The 20,837-nt window shown below is 66.6% G+C and carries 14 protein-coding genes; 7 read left to right on the plus strand and 7 right to left on the minus strand.

Features of this window, described 5'->3' with window-relative positions; all coding sequences use genetic code 11:
* Nucleotides 1-9: 9 nt before the first annotated feature.
* A complete protein-coding gene (locus QOL57_RS09140) occupies nt 10-207 on the minus strand; it encodes a zinc-finger domain-containing protein (RefSeq protein ID WP_025874129.1) in 198 nt (65 codons plus the stop codon).
* Nucleotides 208-644: 437 nt separating this feature from the next.
* Between QOL57_RS09140 and QOL57_RS09145 the strand changes: the two genes are divergently transcribed.
* Both QOL57_RS09145 and QOL57_RS09150 read left to right on the plus strand, forming a co-directional pair.
* Nucleotides 645-3,989, plus strand: coding sequence for a GH92 family glycosyl hydrolase (locus tag QOL57_RS09145; RefSeq protein WP_089236766.1), 3,345 nt, complete (start codon nt 645-647; stop codon nt 3,987-3,989).
* On the plus strand, nt 3,986-4,741 hold the full coding sequence (locus QOL57_RS09150; RefSeq protein WP_089236768.1) for a basic secretory protein-like protein: 756 nt from the start codon (nt 3,986-3,988) through the stop codon (nt 4,739-4,741). Before QOL57_RS09145 ends, QOL57_RS09150 begins: the two co-directional genes overlap by 4 nt.
* Before the next feature lie 400 nt (nt 4,742-5,141).
* Here the strand turns inward: QOL57_RS09150 and QOL57_RS09155 are convergent, their stop codons facing one another.
* Both QOL57_RS09155 and QOL57_RS09160 read right to left on the minus strand, forming a co-directional pair.
* Nucleotides 5,142-7,433: an NADP-dependent malic enzyme gene (locus tag QOL57_RS09155; protein ID WP_089236770.1), complete on the minus strand. Its 2,292-nt coding sequence runs from the start codon at nt 7,431-7,433 to the stop codon at nt 5,142-5,144.
* Between the two features lie 229 nt (nt 7,434-7,662).
* The gene (locus QOL57_RS09160; protein ID WP_089236772.1) at nt 7,663-9,018 is read right to left on the minus strand and encodes a dicarboxylate/amino acid:cation symporter; all 1,356 of its coding nucleotides are present in this window, start codon (nt 9,016-9,018) and stop codon (nt 7,663-7,665) included.
* 329 nt (nt 9,019-9,347) lie between these two features.
* Between QOL57_RS09160 and QOL57_RS09165 the strand changes: the two genes are divergently transcribed.
* The 3 genes from QOL57_RS09165 (at nt 9,348) to QOL57_RS09175 (ending at nt 14,092) form a co-directional block, all read left to right on the plus strand.
* Nucleotides 9,348-10,517, plus strand: coding sequence for a porin (locus QOL57_RS09165; RefSeq protein ID WP_089236774.1), 1,170 nt, complete (start codon nt 9,348-9,350; stop codon nt 10,515-10,517).
* Between the two features lie 68 nt (nt 10,518-10,585).
* Nucleotides 10,586-13,237: a PAS-domain containing protein gene (locus QOL57_RS09170; RefSeq protein ID WP_089236776.1), complete on the plus strand. Its 2,652-nt coding sequence runs from the start codon at nt 10,586-10,588 to the stop codon at nt 13,235-13,237.
* 123 nt (nt 13,238-13,360) lie between these two features.
* Nucleotides 13,361-14,092: a hypothetical protein gene (locus QOL57_RS09175; protein ID WP_141134218.1), complete on the plus strand. Its 732-nt coding sequence runs from the start codon at nt 13,361-13,363 to the stop codon at nt 14,090-14,092.
* 64 nt (nt 14,093-14,156) lie between these two features.
* Here QOL57_RS09175 and QOL57_RS09180 read toward each other — a convergent pair whose 3' ends face one another.
* The 4 genes from QOL57_RS09180 to QOL57_RS09195 are packed head-to-tail and all read right to left on the minus strand — an operon-like array spanning nt 14,157 to nt 17,999.
* Nucleotides 14,157-14,813 carry a response regulator transcription factor gene (locus QOL57_RS09180; RefSeq protein ID WP_089236778.1) on the minus strand — a complete coding sequence of 219 codons (657 nt, stop codon included), beginning with the start codon at nt 14,811-14,813 and terminating at the stop codon, nt 14,157-14,159.
* 60 nt (nt 14,814-14,873) lie between these two features.
* A complete protein-coding gene (locus tag QOL57_RS09185) occupies nt 14,874-15,929 on the minus strand; it encodes an ABC transporter substrate-binding protein (RefSeq protein WP_089236780.1) in 1,056 nt (351 codons plus the stop codon).
* Complete coding sequence (locus QOL57_RS09190) at nt 15,926-17,317, minus strand: sensor histidine kinase (protein ID WP_089238096.1); 1,392 nt, start codon at nt 17,315-17,317, stop codon at nt 15,926-15,928. Before QOL57_RS09190 ends, QOL57_RS09185 begins: the two co-directional genes overlap by 4 nt.
* Nucleotides 17,310-17,999: a response regulator transcription factor gene (locus QOL57_RS09195; protein ID WP_089236782.1), complete on the minus strand. Its 690-nt coding sequence runs from the start codon at nt 17,997-17,999 to the stop codon at nt 17,310-17,312. Before QOL57_RS09195 ends, QOL57_RS09190 begins: the two co-directional genes overlap by 8 nt.
* A gap of 276 nt (nt 18,000-18,275) precedes the next feature.
* On the opposite strand from QOL57_RS09195, the gene QOL57_RS09200 reads away from it, so the two are divergent.
* Both QOL57_RS09200 and QOL57_RS09205 read left to right on the plus strand, forming a co-directional pair.
* Complete coding sequence (locus QOL57_RS09200) at nt 18,276-19,412, plus strand: porin (RefSeq protein ID WP_089236784.1); 1,137 nt, start codon at nt 18,276-18,278, stop codon at nt 19,410-19,412.
* A gap of 78 nt (nt 19,413-19,490) precedes the next feature.
* Complete coding sequence (locus QOL57_RS09205; protein ID WP_089238097.1) at nt 19,491-20,819, plus strand: CitMHS family transporter; 1,329 nt, start codon at nt 19,491-19,493, stop codon at nt 20,817-20,819.
* Nucleotides 20,820-20,837: the final 18 nt, after the last annotated feature.

Consider the following 20,837-nt stretch of genomic DNA (forward strand, 5'->3'; position numbering starts at 1 on the left):
GGCGGCCGCTTAGTCGGCCAGCACGAACACGGCGCCGCAGTAAGCACACTGCGCTTGCCCGTTGGGTTCGTCTTCGATCGGCAGGTACACCCGCGGATGCGAGTTCCACAGCGCCATTTCCGGAGTCGGGCAGCTCAGCGGCAGGTCGCTGCGGTGCACGGTGTAGCGCTTTTCGGCGTTGGCGGGCGCGGTGGCGGTATGGCTCATGGCGGATGTCGATGAACGGATTGCGAGGCCTGCGATTCTAGCATCTGGGCCCGGCAAACACCGTGCGCTGCGTGGCCGCTGCGCGCGTTGGCCTGCTTCAGGCCAATGCCCTGGCCTCGCCATGCAACCGCCCTGCCCGCTCCCCGGCGGCGGCGCCGAGCCACGGCGGCAGGAAATCCCCATGCGCACCAGCCAGTTCCGTGCAGAACCGGTCTTCGTTCGAATTTCCCGCATTTGGATCGAACTAAATGGCACTTGTCAGGGCGCTGCCAGCTGTTGCAGCATCGGGTCCGATCCATTCCTGACCCGATCGCATGGCCCGCCCCCCACCGGACCTGCATCGCCTCCCGACTGCCCCGTGGCGGGCGGGGCGATGCTGTCCGTGGTGTTCGCCGATGCGGGTTCTGCCTGCCGCCTGCCCTACCGGGAGACCCTGCATGACCCTGTCCGATCCACGCCGCGCCCTGCTTCCGCTCGCCCTGGCCCTGGCCTGTGCGACCACTGCGACACCGGTGCTGGCGCAAGGGCTGCAGACCTCCTTCGAGCCGGGCGAGCCGGCACCGGCCAGATCCGCTGGCGCGCTGTCCGTCGACGTCGGCAGCGGCCCTGGCGCGCCGTACGCGGCCAAGCGCAACGTCGGCTACAGCGGCCTGCATGCGTTGCACTACAGCGCCAATGGCGGCCAGGCGCGCCGCGAACTGTTCAAGACCGATCTGCCCATCGACGCCGACACCACGCTGTCCTGGCTGGTACTGCCGGAGATCGTCGGCAAGGACACCGTGGCCTCCACCTATGTCTCGCTGGACCTGCTGCTGGACGATGGCAGCCGCGTATCCGCTAGCGGCGCGCGCGACCAGCACGGCGTGGCGCTTGGCGCACAGACGCAGGGCGACTCGAAAACGCTGTATCCGCAGCAGTGGGCGCGCAAGGCGGTACGCCTGGGCGATGTGCCCGCGTTGAAGGGCCGCCGCGTGATCGCCATCGAGCTCGAGGTGGCCAGCGCCGATGGCGCCCCCGTGTCGGGCTGGATCGACGACGTGCGCCTGGACGCGCAGCCACGGCAGACACCGCAGCGTGTCTCCGACTGGGTGCTGACCACGCGCGGCACCCAGGCCAACGGCACCTTCTCGCGCGGCAACAACTTCCCGGCCACCGCTGTACCGCACGGCTTCAACTTCTGGACGCCGGTGACCGATGCCGGCGCACTGAACTGGCTGTACCGCTGGAACGAGCAGAACGATGCGAAGAACCGGCCGCAGCTGCAGGCGCTCGCCCTGAGCCACCAGCCCAGCCCGTGGATGGGCGACCGCCAGACCTTCCAGGTGATGCCCTCCGCCACGCGCGGTGTGCCTGAAGCTGATCGCAGCAAGCGGGCACTGTCCTTCGACCGCGCACAGGAAAGCGCGCGCCCGTATCGCTACGACGTGCGCTTCGACAACGGCATCGCCGCATCCATCGCCCCCACCGACCATGCCGCGCTGTTCCGCTTCGATTTCCCCGCAGGTGGCGACGCCAACCTGCTGTTCGACAACGTCGATGCGCGCGGTGGGCTGACCCTCGACGCCGCCACGCAGACGTTGTCTGGCTACACCGATACCCGCAGCGGCCTGTCCAACGGCGCCACCCGCATGTATGTGGTGGCCAGCTTCGACAAGCCGTGGCGCAGCAGCGGCCGGATCGGCACCGGCCGCCCGACCGGCTACATCAAGTTCGACGCAGGCAGCGAGCGGCGGGTGACGATGCGCATCGCCACCTCGTTGATCTCCGTCGAGCAGGCGCGCCACAACCTGGCGCTGGAAATCGCCGCAGCCGATACGCTGGAAAGCGTGGCCGGGCGTGCACAGGATGCGTGGGATGCGCGCCTGGCCCGCTTCGACATCGGCAACGCCAGCGACGACCAGAAGACCACGCTGTACTCCAGCCTGTACCGGCTGTACCTGTACCCCAATTCCGGCCACGAAAATGCGGGCACCGCCGCCGCTCCCGAATGGCGCTATGCCAGCCAGGCCAGCGCCGCCGATGACAACACCGACGGCAGCGCGACGCGCAGCTTCGCGCCGGTGCGCGACGGCAAGGTCTTCGTCAACAACGGCTTCTGGGACACGTTCCGCACCACCTGGCCGGCGTATGCGTTGTTCACCCCGGATGATGCCGGGCAGCTGGTACAGGGTTTCATCGAGCAGTACCGCGCCGGTGGCTGGATCGCACGCTGGTCCTCGCCCGGCTACGCGGACCTGATGGTCGGTACCAGTTCGGATGTTGCCTTCGCCGATGCATGGCTGAAGGGCATCGGCGGCTTCGATCCCGAAGAGGCCTATGCCGCAGCGCTGAAGAACGCCACGGTGGTGCCGCCGGACCGCCACGTCGGCCGCAAGGGCATGGAGCGTTCGACGTTCCGCGGCTATGCCAGCGCCGATGTGCACGAGGGCATGTCGTGGACGATGGAAGGTGCGCTCAATGATTTCGGCATTGCCAACATGGCCGATGCGCTGGCCAAGCGCGCGACGACACCGTCCGTGCGCGAACGCTACGCCACCGAAGCCGACTACTTCCGCTACCGCGCCGCCAGCTACGCGACGCTGTTCGATCCGGCCGCCGGCTTCTTCCAGGGCCGCAAGCCCGATGGCAGCTGGCGCCTGGATGCCAAGGATTACGACCCGCGCGTGTGGGGCCACGACTACACCGAATCCAATGGCTGGACGTTCGCCTTCACCGCCGCGCACGACGGCGAAGGCCTGGCCGCGCTGTACGGTGGCCGCGACAAGCTGGCCGCCAAGCTCGACACCTTCTTCGCCACGCATGAAACCGCCGACGCCGCGTTCGCCGGCTCCTACGGCGGCACCATCCACGAAATGACCGAAGCGCGCGATGTGCGCATGGGCATGTACGCGCACAGCAACCAGCCGGCACACCACATCCCGTGGATGTACCTGTATGCAGGACAGCCATGGAAGACCCAGCAGAATGTGCGCGAGATCCTGTCGCGGCTGTATGTCGGCAGCGAGATCGGCCAGGGTTATCCGGGCGACGAGGACAACGGCGAGACCTCGGCGTGGTACGTGCTGGCCTCGCTGGGCCTGTATCCGCTGCGCATGGGGGCGCCGGAGTACGCGATTGGTTCGCCGGCGTTCCAGCATGCGCGCGTCGAGCTGCAGGGCGGCGCGGTGCTGACCGTCAATGCAGCACAGAATTCGCGTGAGAACGTGTACGTGCAGTCGTTGAAGATCAACGGCAAGCCGTGGACGAAGACCTGGGTGCCGCACGAGGTGATCGCCAAGGGTGCGACCCTGGACTTCGTGATGGGCCCGCAGCCGTCACGCTGGGGCAGCGGCATGGATGATGTGCCGCGCTCGCTGACCGCGCGTGGCCAGCGAGCGCAATTGCTGCACGATCTTCTGGGTGGCGGCGCGCAGGCAACGCTGGCCGACGGTCGCGCCCTGCCCGCGCTGGTGGACGACGATGCCACGACGGCGGTGCCGCTGGGTGGTGGCGCGACCATCGCGCTGAGCCACGTGGGCGATGGCGTACCGACGATGTACACGCTGACCAGCGGTGATGGCGCTATCCGCGGCGGCGAGTGGACGCTGGAAGCACGTGCCGGCAACGGGCGTTGGGTAACACTGGACCAGCGCCGCGGAGAAGATTTCACCTCGGCCCGGCAGACCCGTCCGTTCCGTATCGCTTCGCCCTCACGCTACGCCGAGTACCGTCTGCGCCTGGCTGCGCCGGGGCGCCTGCAGCTGGCCGAGATCGAACTGTTGGCGCCCTCCCCCCTACAATGACGTCCATGCGCCTACGTTTCCTCCCCCTCGCTCTTGCCGCCCTTGTATTTCCAAGCCTCAGCCACGCACAGCCGCAGACCCAGGCCTTCGATGGCCAGGTCAGCCGTGAAGGGGTGACCCTGTACTACCAGGATGCTGCCGGTGCGCTGGCCGCGCCGGTACGCAAGCGCATCATCGATACGTTCTACTTCGCTTACCTGCGCGAGCGTGCGGACTTCCGCCCGGCCGCACCGAACGAAGTGCGCATCGTGATCGATCCGGCGTACAACGGCGTCGCCTTCGTCGGTGACAAGGACAAGGCCAGCACCATCACCATCAATCCGGGCTGGCTGGCCCAGCACCCGGATGACATCGATCTGGTGACCCACGAAGCAATGCACATCGTGCAGGGCTACCCCAGCTACGGCGACAAGCGCGTGCCGGGCTGGCTGGTGGAGGGCATCGCCGACTACGCGCGCGATCGCTACGGCATGAACAACGCCGCTGCGGGCTGGGCGTTGCCGGACAAGCTGAGCCAGGGCCAGACGGTGGAAAGTGGCTATCGAGTAACCGCTGCATTCCTGAAGTGGGCCGAAGCGGCGCACCCGGGACTGGTGCTGGCACTGGACAAGGATCTGCGCGACGGGCGCTATGCACCCGCGCTGTGGCAGAAGCATACCGGCAAGACCCTGCCGGCGCTGTGGACGGAGTACGCCAAGCCGCGCTCCCCGGCCCCTGCGCCGCCGCCCGCGCGACGCGCGAAGCGGCGGTAAGTTCGACGCTGCCGGGGCGATGCCCCGGCGGCCTTCAACGCGATTGCACGAAGCCGGCGTACAGCGCGAACAACTGCTGGAAATACCGCTTGCTCACTCGACTGCGCATGACACTGCTCCGCCCATGGAAAGTTGGTCGGGCCCAGGGTGGGAAGGCCGGTCCGGTCCCTTCCCACGGCCAGGCCGCGTGGGCGTATTGGGCCGCAATGGCATTGCAGGGAAATGACCGCCGGGCTGCAATTCATCGGGTAGCGCCGGGCCATGCCCGGCGGCATGCGAGAAGCGCCGCGCTGCGCGCTCGCCGGGCATGGCCCGGCGCTACCCGATCCGGTTTCCGCTGGGCGGAAACAGAAACGCGCCCCGAAGGGCGCGTTTCTGCAGATCGCAGCGGAACGAAGGCTTACGCCTTCTTTTCCGCCTCGATCTGTTTGCGGATCTGTGCATCGACCGCGGCAATCGCGGTCATGTTCAGGATCCGGCGCGAGGTCGCGCTGGTGGTCAGGATGTGCACCGGCTTGTTGACGCCCATCAGGATCGGGCCGATCGCCACGCCATCGGTGAACACGCGCACCAGGTTGTAGGCGATGTTGGCCGCTTCCAGGTTCGGCAGCACAAACAGGTTGGCACGGCCCTGCAGGGTCGAGCCCGGCAGCAGCTTCTGGCGCAGGGCTTCATCCCATGCGGTGTCGCCCTGCATTTCGCCGTCCACGTTCAGACGCGGGTTGCGCTTGAGCAGCAGCTCGCGCACCTGGCGCATCTTCAGCGCATCCTTCGAGTCGTGGCTGCCGAAGTTGGAGTGCGACAGCAGTGCCACCTTCGGCTCGACACCGAACAGCTTCATGCGGTACGCCGCCTGCAGGGTCGCTTCGCACAGCTGCTCTGCGGTCGGGTCTTCCTGCACGTGGGTGTCAACGAAGAAGAACACGCCCTGCTGGTTGATCACGCCGGTCATCGCCGAGGTCGAGGTGACCTTCGATTCCAGCGGCAGCACGCTGCGCACGTAACCCAGCTTCTTGTGGAAGCGGCCGACGATGCCGGTCAGCATCGCATCGGCTTCGCCACGGGCCACCATCACGGCGGCGATCAGGGTCGGGCGCGAACGCATCAGGTTCTTGGCGGCGGCCACGGTGACGCCACGACGGCCAGTCAGGCCGTGGTAGTACTGCCAGTATTCGTTGAAGCGCGGGTCGTCATTGATGTTGGTGACTTCAATGTTCTCGCCGATCTTCAGGCGCAGGCCGAGGCGTTCGATGCGCGATTCGATCACTTCCGGGCGGCCGATCAGGATCGGATGTGCCAGGCCGTCATCGACCACGTTCTGCACCGCCTGCAGCACCACTTCCTCTTCGCCTTCGGCATACACCACGCGCTGCTTGTCGCTGCGCGCGCGGTCGTAGACCGGCTTCATCATCAGGCTGGTGCGGTAGACGAACTGCGACAGCTTCTGCCGGTAGGCTTCCATGTCGGCGATCGGACGGGCGGCCACGCCCGAATCCATCGCGGCCTGGGCCACGGCGGCCGACAGCTCCACCAGCAGGCGGCGGTCGAACGGACGCGGGATCAGGTACTCGCGGCCGAAGCTCGGGGTTTCACCGCCATAGGCCGAGCCCATGTCGGTGGCAGCACGACGGGCCAGCGCGGCGATCGCGCGCACGCAGGCGATCTTCATTTCCTCGTTGATCGCGGTCGCACCGACGTCCAGCGCACCGCGGAACAGGTACGGGAAGCACAGCACGTTGTTGACCTGGTTCGGGTAGTCCGAACGACCGGTACCGATGATCGCGTCCGGACGCGCAGCGCGCACCAGTTCCGGCATGATTTCCGGGGTCGGGTTGGCCAGCGCGAAGATCACCGGGTCCGGCGCCATCGTCGTGACCATCTCGGCGGTCAGGATGCCCGGTGCCGACAGGCCCAGGAAGATGTCCGCGCCGTCGACGATCTCGGCCAGGGTGCGCTTGTCGGTGTCGCGCGCATAGCGCTGCTTTTCCGGGTCCAGGTCGGTGCGACCGGTATGGATCACACCCTCGCGGTCGAAGGCCAGGATGTTCTCCGGCTTCAGGCCCAGCTGCACCAGCATGTTCACGCAGGAAATGCCGGCCGCGCCCATGCCCGTGGTCGCCAGCTTCACTTCTTCGATCTTCTTGCCGGTGATCGCCATGGCGTTCAGCACTGCCGCACCGACGATGATCGCCGTGCCGTGCTGGTCGTCATGGAACACCGGGATCTTCATGCGCTCGCGCAGCTTGCGCTCGACGATGAAGCACTCCGGTGCCTTGATGTCTTCCAGGTTGATGCCGCCAAAGGTCGGCTCCAGCGAGGCGATGATGTCGACCAGCTTGTCCGGGTCGTTCTCGTCCACTTCGATGTCGAACACATCGATGCCGGCGAACTTCTGGAACAGCACGCCCTTGCCTTCCATCACCGGCTTGCCGGCCAGTGCGCCGATGTTGCCCAGGCCCAGCACCGCGGTGCCGTTGGAGATCACCGCCACCAGGTTGCCGCGGGCAGTCAGCTCGCTGGCCTGCTGCGGATCGGCCTTGATCGCTTCACAGGCGTACGCCACGCCCGGCGAATACGCCAGCGACAGGTCGCGCTGGGTCAGCATGGGCTTGGTAGCGGAAACCTTGATCTTGCCGGGCGGAGACATCCGGTGGTAATCGAGGGCGGCCTGTTTGAAATCTTCGTTGGACATCGATGTGGGTTACATGAATGGGCAGAAGGGACAGGGGATCATACCCCCGTTGGAGCGGTCGGACCTGTCGCTATGCTGTCGCAGTGATGCTGCGACCGCACAATTCCATGGCGTATGCGACGTTATCAGAGCACAGCTTCGGCGCTGGCGATGACAGCCGTGGGACGCCTTGAAACGCTGCGGGGCCGTGCCACTGTCGTGACCGGCCCCGCAGTACCACACACCCGGGTCAGCCCTTGGCGGGCAGCGCCTCGGCCATCGCCAGCGGCACGGCATCGACCGGCGGCGGCAGTTCGCTTTCGCGACCATCCAGCGCCAGCTTCAGGCGGTCGCGGTCCAGCGCACCTTCCCAGCGCGAGACCACCACCGTGGCCACCGCGTTGCCGATGAAGTTGGTCAGCGAACGGCATTCGCTCATGAAGCGATCCACGCCCAGAATCAGCGCCATGCCGGCCACCGGCACTTCCGGCACCACCGCCAGGGTGGCGGCCAGGGTGATGAAGCCGGCACCGGTGACGCCGGCCGCGCCCTTGGAGCTGAGCATCGCCACCAGCAGCAGCGCGATCTGGTGGCCCAGGGTCAGTTCGGTGTTGGTGGCCTGGGCGATGAACAGCGCGGCCAGGGTCATGTAGATGTTGGTGCCGTCCAGGTTGAACGAGTAGCCGGTGGGGACCACCAGGCCGACCACCGACTTGCTGCAGCCGGCACGCTCCATCTTCTCCATCAGCGACGGCAGCGCCGACTCCGACGACGAGGTGCCCAGCACCAGCAGCAGCTCGGCCTTCAGGTAACGGGCCAGCTTGAACACCGAGAAGCCGCACAGGCGGCAGACCACGCCCAGGATCACCGCAACGAACAGGAAGGCGGTGAGGTAGAACGAGCCGACCAGCCAGGCCAGGTTGACCAGCGAGCCGACGCCGTACTTGCCGATGGTGAAGGCGATGGCACCGAAGGCACCGATCGGCGCGGCCTTCATCAGGATGTGCACCAGCTTGAACACCGGCGCGACCAGCGCTTCCAGGAAGTTCTGGATCGGCTTGCCCTTCTCGCCCACCGAGGCCAGCGCGATGCCGAACAGCACCGCCACGAACAGCACCTGCAGGATGTTGCCGTCAACGAAGGCACTGAGCAGCGTCTTCGGAATGATGTCCATCAGGAAGCCGACCAAGGTCAGGTCGTGCGACTTCTCGACATAGCTGTGCACCGCGGTCTGGTCCAGCTCGGCCGGGTTGATGTTCATGCCGGCGCCGGGCTGCACCACGTGCGCCACGATCATGCCGACGATCAGCGCCAGCGTGGAGAAGAACAGGAAGTACGCCATCGCCTTGGCGAACACCCGGCCCACCGTGCGCAGATGGGTCATGCCAGCGATGCCGGTGACGATGGTCAGGAAGATCACCGGCGCGATGATCATCTTCACCAGGTTGATGAAGGCATCGCCGAGCGGCTTCATCTTCTCGCCGATCAGCGGCTCGTAGTGGCCGAGGACAGCGCCCAGGACGATCGCCACGATCACCTGGAAATACAGCTGGCGGTAGAGCGGCAACGGCTTGCTGGGCACCGGTGCAGCGGTCGGGATGTGCATGGCGGACTCCGGAAGGGGCGTTTTCAGGCACGTACGGCCCCGGAAATGCACGGGAACCGTTACCGTGGAAACTGATCGCATGCCCTGGATTGCGGGATCAGGGGTGCGACCAATGGACGCCTTTGTACGCGCCACGCACCGCCACGCAGATAACCTATTGGTACTAGCCCCCCGGTTCAGGTGGCTGCGCTGCCTACACTGGCGCCGCACCGCTGATCGCGGGGATGCCGGTGGCCCGACCTGAACGGCCGGGCGCGTCATTGCGAAAGTTCCGGCCATTGCGGCCGTTGTTGTCCTGTCCACACGCAATCTGAGAGAGCCGCACCATCATGCGCCCGATTCCCACCTTGCTCGCCCTTTCCCTGGCGGCGCTTCCCGCCTTCGCTTCGGCTGCCGATTTCGACAACTGGCCGACCAAGTACACCTTCGGCGACGGCACCGAACTGGCCGCTACCGCCAACATCGCCTACGACTACAACGACTTCTCGTCCGCCAGCGGCATCGAGGATGACGACGCGGTGCGCCGCAAGGAATTCGGCGCGACCCTGAAAAAGAAGGGCGTGTACGACGCGATGGTCTACTACGACTTCCAGGCCGATACCTGGCTGGACGTGTTCGTGCGCTTCGAGAGCAAGGCGTTCTTCGGCCGCGATGTCGGCCGCTTCCGCTTCGGCTACATGAAGACCCCGGTCGGCCTGGATGCCAACACCTCTTCGCGCGCCGGCAGCTTGCTGGAAACCGCGCTGCCCGTGCAGGCGTTCTACGCAGGCCGCCGTACCGGCGTGGAATGGGTGCTGGAGCGTCCGCAGTACCTGCTGCAGGCCGGCGCCTATGGCGGCAAGGACCTGCAGGGCGACAACCCCGGCACCACCCAGGCGGTGCGTGCGGTGTGGACACCGGTGAAGGCACCGGGCGATGTGATCCACCTGGGCCTGGCCTATTCGCAGGAAAACCCGCGCGGTTACCACGATGGCCGCGACGTGCATCATGAAGCCAGCGCGCGACTGCGCGCCCGTCCGGAAGCCGGCCTGACCGACATCCGCCTGGTCGATTCGGGCGCCCTGGTCACCGCCGACCAGATCCGTCGCACCGGCCTGGAAGGTATCTGGATCCGCGGTCCGTTCTCGCTGCAGGCCGAAGCGCTGCAGGCCACCGTCACCCGCAATGATGGCAAGCCCGACTACACCGGCCACGGCCAGTACGCGATGGCCAGCTGGGTGCTGACCGGCGAATCGCGCCCGTACAACGCCGGCGCCGTTGCCAACATCAAGCCGGCGCACGACTACGGTGCAGTGGAACTGGTGGCCCGCTACAGCCGCCTGGACCTGGACGACGGCAGCATCCTCGGCGGCCGCCAGCACGACCTGACCCTGGGCGCGAACTGGTACCTGACCAGCCACTTCAAGTTCCAGGCCAACTACGTGAAGGTCGACGCCAGCCGTCGCGGTGTGCACAGCACCCCGGAGATCTTCGAACTTCGCGCGCAGATGCATTTCTGATCCCTTCCACGTGTCAGATCCCGGCGGGCGTGTACACCGCGCCCGCCGGCCCTGCGTAGACTGCCGCCATGTATTGGCTCAGCCGCCACCGCCTGCAGTTGCTGACCGTTCTGGTGATGGTGGCCGGCACCGTGCTGTGCGCGGTCGCCGCCGGCCACTACGCCTGGCGTCGCGCCCTGGGCACGGAAAGCGCACAGGTGCAGCGCCAGCTGCAGCTGTATGGCCAGGGGCTGCAACAGCGCATCGACCGGTTCGGCACCCTGCCGCAGGTGATGGCGCTGGATCCGGACCTGCAGCACGCACTGCGGGTACCGCCCTCGCCCGCCGAGCGGCAACGCCTGAACCTGAAACTGCAGCGCGCCAACCAGGTCACCCGCACCTCGACGCTGACCCTGGTCGGCCGCGATGGCGTGGCCGTAGCCGCCAGCAACTGGGACCAGCCGACCAGCAACGTCGGCGAGGATTACAGCTACCGCCCGTACTACCAGCAGGCGCTGGCCCATGGCCGTGGCCGTTTCTACGGCATCGGCATGACCACCGGCGTGCCCGGCTACTTCATGTCCGAGGCCATTCTGGATGCCGACAGCCAGCGCATCGGCGTGATCGTGATCAAGATCGAGCTGTCCGCGCTGGAACAGGAATGGTTGAACAGCCCGGACGTGGTGCTGACCAGCGACAACCACGACGTGGTGTTCCTGGCCAACCGCGATGCTTGGCGCTACCGCCTGCTGCGCCCGCTCGGCGCGGAGGAACGCAACGAGATGCGTGCGGCGCGGCAGTATGCCGATCGCTCGCTGCAACCGCTGCGCGTGCGCACCGAAGATGTGCTGGCCGATGGCGGCCGCATGGTCCGCCTGCTCGACCCGCCACTGCCGCAGGCAATGCTGTGGCAGACCCTGGCGCTGCCCGACGAAGACTGGAGCCTGCATCTGCTGCATGACGCGGGCGCGGCCACCAGCGCTGGCCGGGGCGCGGCCGTGGCCGGCGCCGCCGCATGGCTGGCGCTGGGATTCCTGGTGTTGTTCGTGCAGCAACGGCGTCGCCTGTCCAAGCATCGCCAGCGCAGCCGGCGCGAACTGGAAACCCTGCTCAAACAGCACGCCCAGGAGCTGCGCACCGCCCAGGACGGCCTGCTGGAAGCTGCCACCGACGCCGACGTTGGCTTGAGCCGCAGCCTCGAACATCTGCCCCAGGGCGTGGTGGTGATCGACAAGGAGCAGCGCCTGGTGGCGTGGAATTCTCGCTATCTGGAGCTGTTCCGCTTCCCGGCGGGGCTGGTGCGGGTGGGCCGCCCGATCGAAGAACTGTTCCGTTTCAACGCACGTCGTGGCCTGTTGGGCCCCGGTCCGATCGACGAAGCCATCGAACGCCGCCTGACCCACCTGCGCAGCGGTCGCCCGCACATGCGCGAGAGCGAGAAGGACGACGGCACGGTGCTGGAGATCCGCGGCAACCCGCTGCCCGATGGTGGCTTCGTCACCAGCTATGCCGACATCACCAGTTACAAGAACGCTGCGCGCGAACTGCGCTCGCTGGCCGATGCGCTGGAACACCGCGTGGCCGAGCGCACCCAGGATCTGGACGAAGCCCGCCGCGAGGCCGAACAGGCCAACCGCTACAAGACCCGCTTCGTCGCCTCGGCGGTGCACGACCTGCTGCAGCCGCTGAATGCCGCGCGCATGTTCGTGTCGGTGCTTCGCGGGAAACTCAGTGACCCAGCGCAGCAGCAGACCAGCGACCATATCGACGCCGCGCTGGCGGCGCAGGATGCGATCCTCAACAGTCTGTTGGATATCTCGCGACTGGAATCGGGATCGTTGCAGGTCCGCGTGCGCGCTTTTGCGCTTTCGCCTTTACTGGAAACCCTGGCGCGCGAGTTCGGCATCGCCGCACAGAGCCGTGGCCTGCAGCTTGACTGGGTTGACACTCACGCGGTTGTGGTCAGCGACGAAGCGCTGCTGCGGCGGATCCTGCAGAACTTCCTGTCCAATGCGCTGCGCTACACGCCACGTGGACGCGTGCTGATCGGCTGCCGGCGCGCAGGTGACCAGCTGCGCATCGAGGTGCATGACCAGGGCCCGGGCATTCCGGAAAGCCTGCAGGGCGAGATCTTCGAAGAATTCCGCCGCCTGAACGACGGCGTGGAGCAGGAACGTGGCGCCGGCCTGGGCCTGGCCATCGTCGAGCGCATCGGCCGCCTGCTCGGCCACCGCATCAGCCTGCGTTCCACGCTGGGCAAGGGCAGCGTATTCGCCGTCAGCGTGGCACTCGGGCGCGCCGACGAGGTGATTGCACCGCCGGCGGCGCCGGTCATCGCGACCGAGCCGTCTGATGACAGCCCACTGCGCCAATGTCGGGTATGGAGCATCGATGATGACCCGCATGTCTGTGCGGCGACCCGTGCCCTGCTGGAACGCTGGGGCTGCAATGTGGAACTTGCCGACGGCCCGCAGGGCGCGGTGGAAATCGCCAGCGCGTTGAACGTGCCGCAGCTGTTGCTGCTGGACGTGCGCATGGGGCAGTGGCACGGACCGGACCTGTATGAAGCGCTGTGCACGCTATGGCAAGCGCGGCCGCCGGTTATCCTGGTGACCGCCGAGCGCGATGATGCGCTGAAGGCGCATGCTGCCGAGAACGGTTGGGGCTTCCTGCTCAAGCCCGTGCGGCCACCGGCGCTGCGTGCATTGATGACGCAGTTGCTGTTGCGGCATCGGGGGTAAAGTTGTCGCACCACGCGCGGACCATCGGCCGCTCTTTGAGAGGAGGCTGAAAAGCGACCCACCCATGGATAGAGGATGGGCATAGTCTGAACAGCAGACGAGCCATTGCCCTACTTACCACCGTTGCTGAAGATCAGAAAATTGCATGACCGGGCCAATCGGCCAGCCAGACCAGAGGCATTGATCGTGCCCGTTTCTCCCGCACCTCCTGCATCTGCAAGATATTTCAGCCCGATCGTGGCGACGCTCCTCGGCCTTTGCTGCAGCGGATGCATCGATGGCAAACCACCGAAAGCAGACGGGAATCAACAGGGAATTACAGAAGAAAGCAGCATCGGCCAGCGTCATCCAGACACGCCCGACTCAGCCAACCCGCGTGGCCGCACATTGTCGAATCAGGGCATTTCGGCGTCGAGCGGGAATCGTACGGAACGCACATCCGAGTACCTTCAGGTCGAGTCTGGATTCATAGCAAACAGAGGCATCTCAAGCCAGACGGCTGACGACCTTCTGCGATCCAGCCGTAGTACCCATGATGCAATCGACCGCATGACCATCGACGCAGCATCCAGCCCTGATGCGCAGGACCTGACCAGGCACTATCGATCATCTTTAATCCGCGCAATGGGTCAGAACGCGGTTCTTGAGCGCCTCGCGTGCGGCCTGAGCATATGCGTTGGCATCGCTCGAGCCAGAAGCAATGCCGATCACCAGGCATGGGGCCAGAGGCTGGCGTCAGACCGATCGTCTCCCACATACGGCTACGTCGAAACATCCGAGGGTCTGGGCGCGGAATACGAGAACAGATTCATGTTCTCTACCGATCCGGAACTGAATTCGATCAGCGGAAACTGATCGAGGAAGCGGAACAGAATCAACAACGACCTGGTACACGAGTCAATTCAATGACCTGCCGCGATCAGCCATCCATCCCAGCGCGCGCATCACCTTCTGGCTCCAGCGCCTTCACCAACACTGCCGCCTGCGTGCGGCTGTGGCATTCGAGCTTCTTCAGGATCGCGGTGACATGTACCTTCACCGTGTTCTCGGCCAACCCCAGCTCATAGGCAATCTGCTTGTTGAGCAGCCCGTCGGCCAGGCACAGCAGCACCCGGAACTGCTGCGGCGTGAGCTGCGCCAGGCGGCTGGCCAGCAGCGCGTCGGCCTCGGAACGCTCGGCGGCCATCGCCGGGAACCACAGGCCACCATCGAGTACTGCCGCCACGGCTTCACCGATGGTTTCTGCAGGCGCGGACTTGGGAATGAAACCGGCTGCGCCGAACTGCTGCGCGCGGCGGATCACCCGCGGATGATCGTTGGAAGACAGGATCACCACCGGGATGTCCGGGTGCGAACCGCGCACGTGCAGCAACGCGGAAAACCCATGTGCGCCGGGCATGGTCAGGTCCAGCAGCACCAGATCCACATCGGGCTGTGCGTCCAGCGCCGCGGCCAGTGCTTCGGCGCTGGCGACCTCGCGCACCTGCGCCAGCGGCAGGCTCTGCCGCAATGACTGCACCACCGCCGAACGCAGCAGCGGGTGGTCATCGGCGATCAGGATGGTGTATTCGCTCATGCGGCCATTGTACGGGCAGCAAACGGCCTCCGCCGGGCATGGCCCGGCGCTGCCAGGGCATCAGCGCCCCGCAGGCTCCACGCTGCTGCGCCAGGCATCCAGGAACTGGCGGCGCTTGAGCACATCCAGGTAGACCAGCAGGCCGGGGCCGAGCTGGATCGGGCGGCGGCTGCGGCCGGGCGCATCGTCGCCGCGTGCATCGCCGCGCACGATCGGCATCAGCCGGGCCTCGCGCGCGAGCACCTGCTGGCCGCGTGGCGACAGCAGGTAGTCGAGAAAGCGTCGCGCTTCCTGCGGGTGCGCTCCAGTGCGCGGAATCACCGCGGTGCGCAGTACCACCAGCGTGTAGTCCTCCGGCTCGACGATGGCCAGCGGTGCGCCCGCATCGATGCGCGCCTGCGCATACGAGCCCAGCACGTTGTAGACCAACGACAACTGACCGCTGGCCACCTGGTCCAGCAACACGCCGGTGCGCTCCTCGCGCACCACCGCGTTGTCCCCCAGCGCACCAAGCAGGGCGCCGGCGATGCTGCCGCGCTGGGCATCCTGGGTCGCCAGCAGGTATCCCACGCTGCTGCGTTCGATATCGTAGGTGCCGACCTTGCCGCGCAATGGCGCGCCTTCCGCGCGCAGCAGGTCCAGCAGTTGTCGACGCGTGTGCGGCACCTTCGCGGCCGGCAGCCTGCGCGTGTTGTAGACCATCACCACCGGCTCGTAACTGATGCCGAACGCCTCGCCACGCCACTGCGCCCACGCAGGCAGCGCCTGGGTCTGCACCGAGCGGTGCGGCAACGCATGACCGTCGTTGACCAGCTTGGTCTGCAGGTCCATGCCGCTGGAGATCAGCAGATCTGGCGACGCAGGTCCGGCGCGGTCACGCAGGTAACGCGCGTACAGGTCCTGGGTGATGATGTCTTCGTACACCACCTCGCTGCCCGGATGCAGCCGCTGGTAGTCGGCAATGACCTCGGCGAAGACTTCGATATCGGTGGTGCCGTGGATGCGCAGCTGAGCAGTGGCGGTGCCCTGTGCGGGAAAGCGGCGTACATCGCCGGGCGCAGCGAGGGCCGGCACGGCCAACAGCAGTGCAACAGTGGCGGCGAACAGGCGGATCATGTGCTGCTCCGGGGCAGGCGGATGGTGGCGACCAGGCCGCCCTGCGGTCGATTGCTGAGATCGATCTGGCCACCATGGCTGTCGACCACCCGCTTGACGATGGCCAGGCCGAGGCCGGCACCGCCGGAGGGCGCGCCCTCGCCCCGTGCGAAACGCTCGAACACGCGTTCGGCATCCGCAGCGGCGATGCCCGTACCGTGGTCAGCGATGGTCAGCACGGCCTGCGCGCCCTCAGCGGTCAGCGCGATCTGCAACGGACCATCGCCGCCGTACTTCAGCGCGTTGTCGACCAGATTCTTGATGGCCTCACGCAGCAGCAGCGCGTCACCGCGCACCTGCACCGGCTCGGCCGTCATCGCCAGTTGCACGCGCGGGGCGGGCCCGGCCTGCGGCAGCGCTTCGTGCAGCGCCTGGTGCGCGGTCTCGGCCAGGTCCACGGTGGCGAAGCGCTGCAGATGTGATCGATGGATCACGCTGGCATCGCTGAGCAGCTGGTTGAGCAGGCGGCTCATGTGAGTGGCGTTGCGCTCGATCGCCAGCAGGCTGCGCCGCATGTCCTGCGGGTCGTCGTCATCCAGCGCCAGCTGCGCCTGCGCGCGCAGCGCTGCCAGCGGCGTGCGCATCTGGTGCGCGGCCTCGGCCATGAACGCACGCAGGGTTTCATTGCTGCTGGACAAGCGCTCCATGAAGCGGTTCAACGCTGCCACCATCTGGTCCATCTCGCGTGGCACGCGCGCGTCCAGCGGTTTCAGGTCGGACGGCTCGCGGCGTGACAGTTCGCGCTCGACCCGGACCAGTGGCCGGAACGCGCGGTGCACGCCGAAGGCCACCAGTGCCAGCAGCAACCCCGACAACACGCCGATCGCCAGCAGCGCGCGGTTGACCAGTTCCTGCGCCACCGCTTCGCGCGCACGCCGGGTCTGCCCCACCTGCACCTGCACCTCGCCCTGCGCGGAGGCGGCGGCAAAGCTGCGCCCGACCACGACGAAACGCACGGTCTCGCCACTGTAGGCTGCATCGAACAACTGCGGTTGCGTGCCCGGCCGACGCGGCGACGCTGGCAGGTCGCCGTAGCCGGTGATCAGGTTGCCACGGCTGTCGGTGACCCGGTAGAACACGCGGTCTTCCGGCGCCATCGCCAGCAGGTCCAGCGCCGCATACGGAAGGTCCACCTGCCACTGGCCGTCCACCAATGCCACCGAATCGGCGATGGACAGCGCCGAGGACACCAGCAGGTGATCGTACGAGCGGTTGGCGGCGCGCTGGCCGTAGTCGCGCGCGGCGAACAGCAGCGCTACCGCGAACACCGCCAGCAACGCGCCCAGGTACAGCAGCAGGGTGCGCCGCAGAGATCCCGGCGCGGCAGGCGCAGCGCGCGCATCAGCCATCGGTGTCGGTGCTGCCATCGCTGGCTTCCAGCAGGTAGCCGACACCCCGCACCGTGGTGATGCGCAGCGGTGCGCATGCCAGCTTCCTGCGCAGGCGGCCGATATACAGCTCGATGGCATTCGGCCCCGCTTCGTCATCGAAGCCGAACAGGCCATTGCCGATCTCATCCTTGCCCACAACCTGGCCGATGCGCCCGACCAGGATCTCCAGCAGGCGATATTCGCGGTTGGGCAGCTCGATCGGCTCGCCATCCAGGGTCACCCGGTGCGCAGCGTTGTCGAACTGGAAGCCGCCGATCTGCACCACTTCGCTGGCCTGCCCGCGTGCACGTCGCAGCAGCACACGGCAGCGCGCTTCGAATTCACGGAAGTCGAATGGCTTGCCCAGATAGTCGTCAGCGCCGACATCGAGTGCCTGCACGCGATCTTCGATGCCATCGCGTGCGGTCAGCATCAGCACCGGGGTGCTGTCGCCGCGCTCACGCATGCCGGCCAGCACCCGCAGCCCATCCAGCTTGGGCAGGCCGATATCCAGCACCACCAGATCGAAACTCTGGTAACGCAGCACGCTGGCGGCGGCCAGGCCGTCGGCCTGCCAGTCCACCGCGTGACCACTGCGGCGCATGCGACGGATGATCGCATCGGCCAGGTCCGGGTTGTCTTCGACCAGCAGCAGGCGCATGGGCGGGGGCGTGAGGGGGGAAACGAATGCTACCGCATGGCGCAGGGTGCGCCCGCCGGTCATGGACCGGCGCTACCGGGGTACACCGCATGGGTAGCGCCGGGCCATGCCCGGCGGTCTTTTACGCTGCACCGCACAAACCGCTGACAGGACGATGACAGCTTGCGCGACACAGACTGCGGCCGCGCACCGTCCGGTGCCCACGATTGCCGCGCGCCTGGCGTGCACCTGGGAGGGTTTGTGGAATTGAGCATTGCCTGGCGGCGTCCTGCCGCCATGATGGCCCTGGCTGCGCTGGCCGCGCCGGCCTTCGCGGAGGACGAGCGTCCGGTGACCGCCACGGTCGGCGGCCGCCTGCACCTGGACTTCGCTACCTTCGACAACGACAACCGGGGCACGCCGAACAAGGACGACACCGAGATCCGCCGCGCCTGGGTTGACGTTTCCGGCAAGTTCTTCGTGGTCGACTACAAGCTGGAAGCCGATTTCTCCGGCGACCGCGTCGAGGCCAAAGACGTCTACCTGAGCCGCAGCTTCGGCGATGCCGGCCGGCTCACCGTGGGCCAGTTCAAGCAGTATTTCTCGCTGGATGACCGCACCGGCTCCAACTACGGCAGCTTCCTGGAGCGCGGCAACGCCGGCACCACGCTGGCACCGCTGTACCGGCTGGGCGCGTCCTGGCAGGCCAATCCGGGCGATTTCACCTGGGCAGCCAGCGTGTACAGCCTGGAAAGCATCGATGCCTGGCAGGTGAAGGGCCGCGCCGCCGGTGGCCGCGTCACCTGGGCACCGGCCCCCAGCGACGGCGACGTGCTGCACCTGGGCCTGTCGCTGGCCCGCGAGGCCTACGACAACCCGGGCGGCAACGGCACGCCAGGCCTGAAGATCCGGCCGCGTCCGGCCGGCCATCTGTCCGACGAGAGCCGCCTGACCCTGGTCGACTTCTCCGCCGGCCGCGATACCGACGTCAACAAGTGGTCGCTGGAATACGCGCAGGTGCGCGGCCCGCTGTCATGGCAGGGCGAGTTCAGCGGCGCCACCTTCGATGACGGGGCCCAGCGCGGTGATGTGATGGCCGCCTACGGCATGCTCAGCTGGTTCGTCACCGGCGAGAGCCGCGCCTACGACCGCAAGACCGGCCGCTTCGCCCGGGTCAAGAACATCCGCCACAAGGCCGGTGCCTTCGAAGTGGCCCTGCGCTACGACCAGATGTGGGGCGCACAGCACCTCGATGGCCAACCCGATCTGCGTCGAGGCAGCACCGAAGGCTGGACGCTGGGCGGCAACTGGTACCTGCGCGACAACCTGCGCTTCATGCTCAACGTGATCGAAAGCCGCAACCGCGATCGCCTGGCCGGCACCACGCTGGACCGCACGCGTGCGGTCACCGGGCGCCTGCAGTTCGACTTCTAAACGCGTTTTTCCCGGGCGCGCACGCTCCCGGGCCCCTTCCACGTCCCACGTCCTGTTTCCTCTAGGAGTCCGCAGATGATGCTGAGCATCCTCGGCTTTGGCATGGTCATTACGTTCATGTACTTGATCATGAGCAAACGACTGTCGCCACTCGTTGCCCTGATCACCATTCCCATCATCTTCGCCCTGATCGGTGGCTTCGCCGCCGGCATCGACGAAATGATGCTGGAAGGCATCAAGAAGATCGCGCCGACCGGCGTGATGCTGATGTTCGCCATCCTGTACTTCGGCGTGATGATCGATGCGGGCCTGTTCGATCCGCTGGTGCGGATCATCCTGCGCTTCGTCAAGGGCGACCCGATGAAGATCGTGCTTGGCACCGCCGTGCTGGCGATGCTGATCTCGCTCGACGGCGATGGTTCGACCACCTACATGATCACCGTCTCGGCGATGCTGCCGCTGTACCAGCGGTTGGGCATGAACGCGCTGAACATGACCTGCGTGACCATCCTCGCCGGTGGTGTGATGAACCTGACGCCGTGGGGTGGGCCGACCGCACGCGCGGCCACCGCACTGCACGTGGATCCGGCCGATGTGTTCGTGCCGCTGATCCCGTCGATGGTGATCGCCTGCGCCGGCGTGCTGCTGCTGGCCTGGTACCTGGGCCTGAAGGAGCGCCGCCGCTTGGGCGTGGTGACCCTGCCCAAGGGTGGCAGCTGGATGGACAACAGCGTGTCCGACGACGGCAATACGCTGCCGACCGTGGAAGATGCCGAAGACACCAAGCGCCCCAGGCTGCTGTGGGTGAACCTGGCGCTGACCGTGGCCCTGATGAGCGCACTCATCATCGGTGTGCTGCCGATGCCGGTGCTGTTCATGATCGGCTTCGCCATCGCGCTGGTGATCAACTATCCGAACCTGGCCGAGCAGCGCCGCCGCGTGGTCAGCCATGCCGGCAGCGTGCTGTCGGTGGTGGCGCTGATCTTCGCCGCGGGCATCTTCACCGGCATCCTCAACAACACCGGCATGGTCGAAGCGATGTCGCACAGCTTCCTGGCGATCATCCCCGACAGCTGGGGCCCCTACCTGGCAGTGATCACCGCTGTAGCGTCGATGCCGTTCACCTTCTTCATGTCCAACGACGCGTTCTACTTCGGCGTGCTGCCGATCCTGTCCGAAGCGGCCGGCAACTACGGCATCACGCCGGTGGAAATGGCCCGCGCCTCGCTGGCCGGGCAACCGGTGCACCTGCTCAGCCCGCTGGTGCCCTCCACCTATCTGCTGGTGGGGCTGGCCAAGGTCGAATTCGCCGACCACCAGAAGTTCACCCTGAAGTGGGCGATCGCCATTTCGTTGTTGCTGATGATCGGCGGCCTGTTGTTCGGGCTCTACCCCTTCACGACCTGATTCCCTTGCCAAGGAGCG

The organism is Stenotrophomonas sp. yr243 (assembly GCF_900184195.1).
Lineage (GTDB): Bacteria > Pseudomonadota > Gammaproteobacteria > Xanthomonadales > Xanthomonadaceae > Stenotrophomonas > Stenotrophomonas lactitubi.

Bases quoted from the DNA above. Each gene is read 5' to 3' on its own strand.
- QOL57_RS09140 (WP_025874129.1), bottom strand. From the start codon at position 207: ATGAGCCATACCGCCACCGCGCCCGCCAACGCCGAAAAGCGCTACACC.
- QOL57_RS09145 (WP_089236766.1), top strand. From the start codon at position 645: ATGACCCTGTCCGATCCACGCCGCGCCCTGCTTCCGCTCGCCCTGGCC.
- QOL57_RS09150 (WP_089236768.1), top strand. From the start codon at position 3,986: ATGACGTCCATGCGCCTACGTTTCCTCCCCCTCGCTCTTGCCGCCCTT.
- QOL57_RS09155 (WP_089236770.1), bottom strand. From the start codon at position 7,433: ATGTCCAACGAAGATTTCAAACAGGCCGCCCTCGATTACCACCGGATG.
- QOL57_RS09160 (WP_089236772.1), bottom strand. From the start codon at position 9,018: ATGCACATCCCGACCGCTGCACCGGTGCCCAGCAAGCCGTTGCCGCTC.
- QOL57_RS09165 (WP_089236774.1), top strand. From the start codon at position 9,348: ATGCGCCCGATTCCCACCTTGCTCGCCCTTTCCCTGGCGGCGCTTCCC.
- QOL57_RS09170 (WP_089236776.1), top strand. From the start codon at position 10,586: ATGTATTGGCTCAGCCGCCACCGCCTGCAGTTGCTGACCGTTCTGGTG.
- QOL57_RS09180 (WP_089236778.1), bottom strand. From the start codon at position 14,813: ATGAGCGAATACACCATCCTGATCGCCGATGACCACCCGCTGCTGCGT.
- QOL57_RS09185 (WP_089236780.1), bottom strand. From the start codon at position 15,929: ATGATCCGCCTGTTCGCCGCCACTGTTGCACTGCTGTTGGCCGTGCCG.
- QOL57_RS09190 (WP_089238096.1), bottom strand. From the start codon at position 17,317: ATGGCTGATGCGCGCGCTGCGCCTGCCGCGCCGGGATCTCTGCGGCGC.
- QOL57_RS09195 (WP_089236782.1), bottom strand. From the start codon at position 17,999: ATGCGCCTGCTGCTGGTCGAAGACAACCCGGACCTGGCCGATGCGATC.
- QOL57_RS09200 (WP_089236784.1), top strand. From the start codon at position 18,276: ATGATGGCCCTGGCTGCGCTGGCCGCGCCGGCCTTCGCGGAGGACGAG.
- QOL57_RS09205 (WP_089238097.1), top strand. From the start codon at position 19,491: ATGCTGAGCATCCTCGGCTTTGGCATGGTCATTACGTTCATGTACTTG.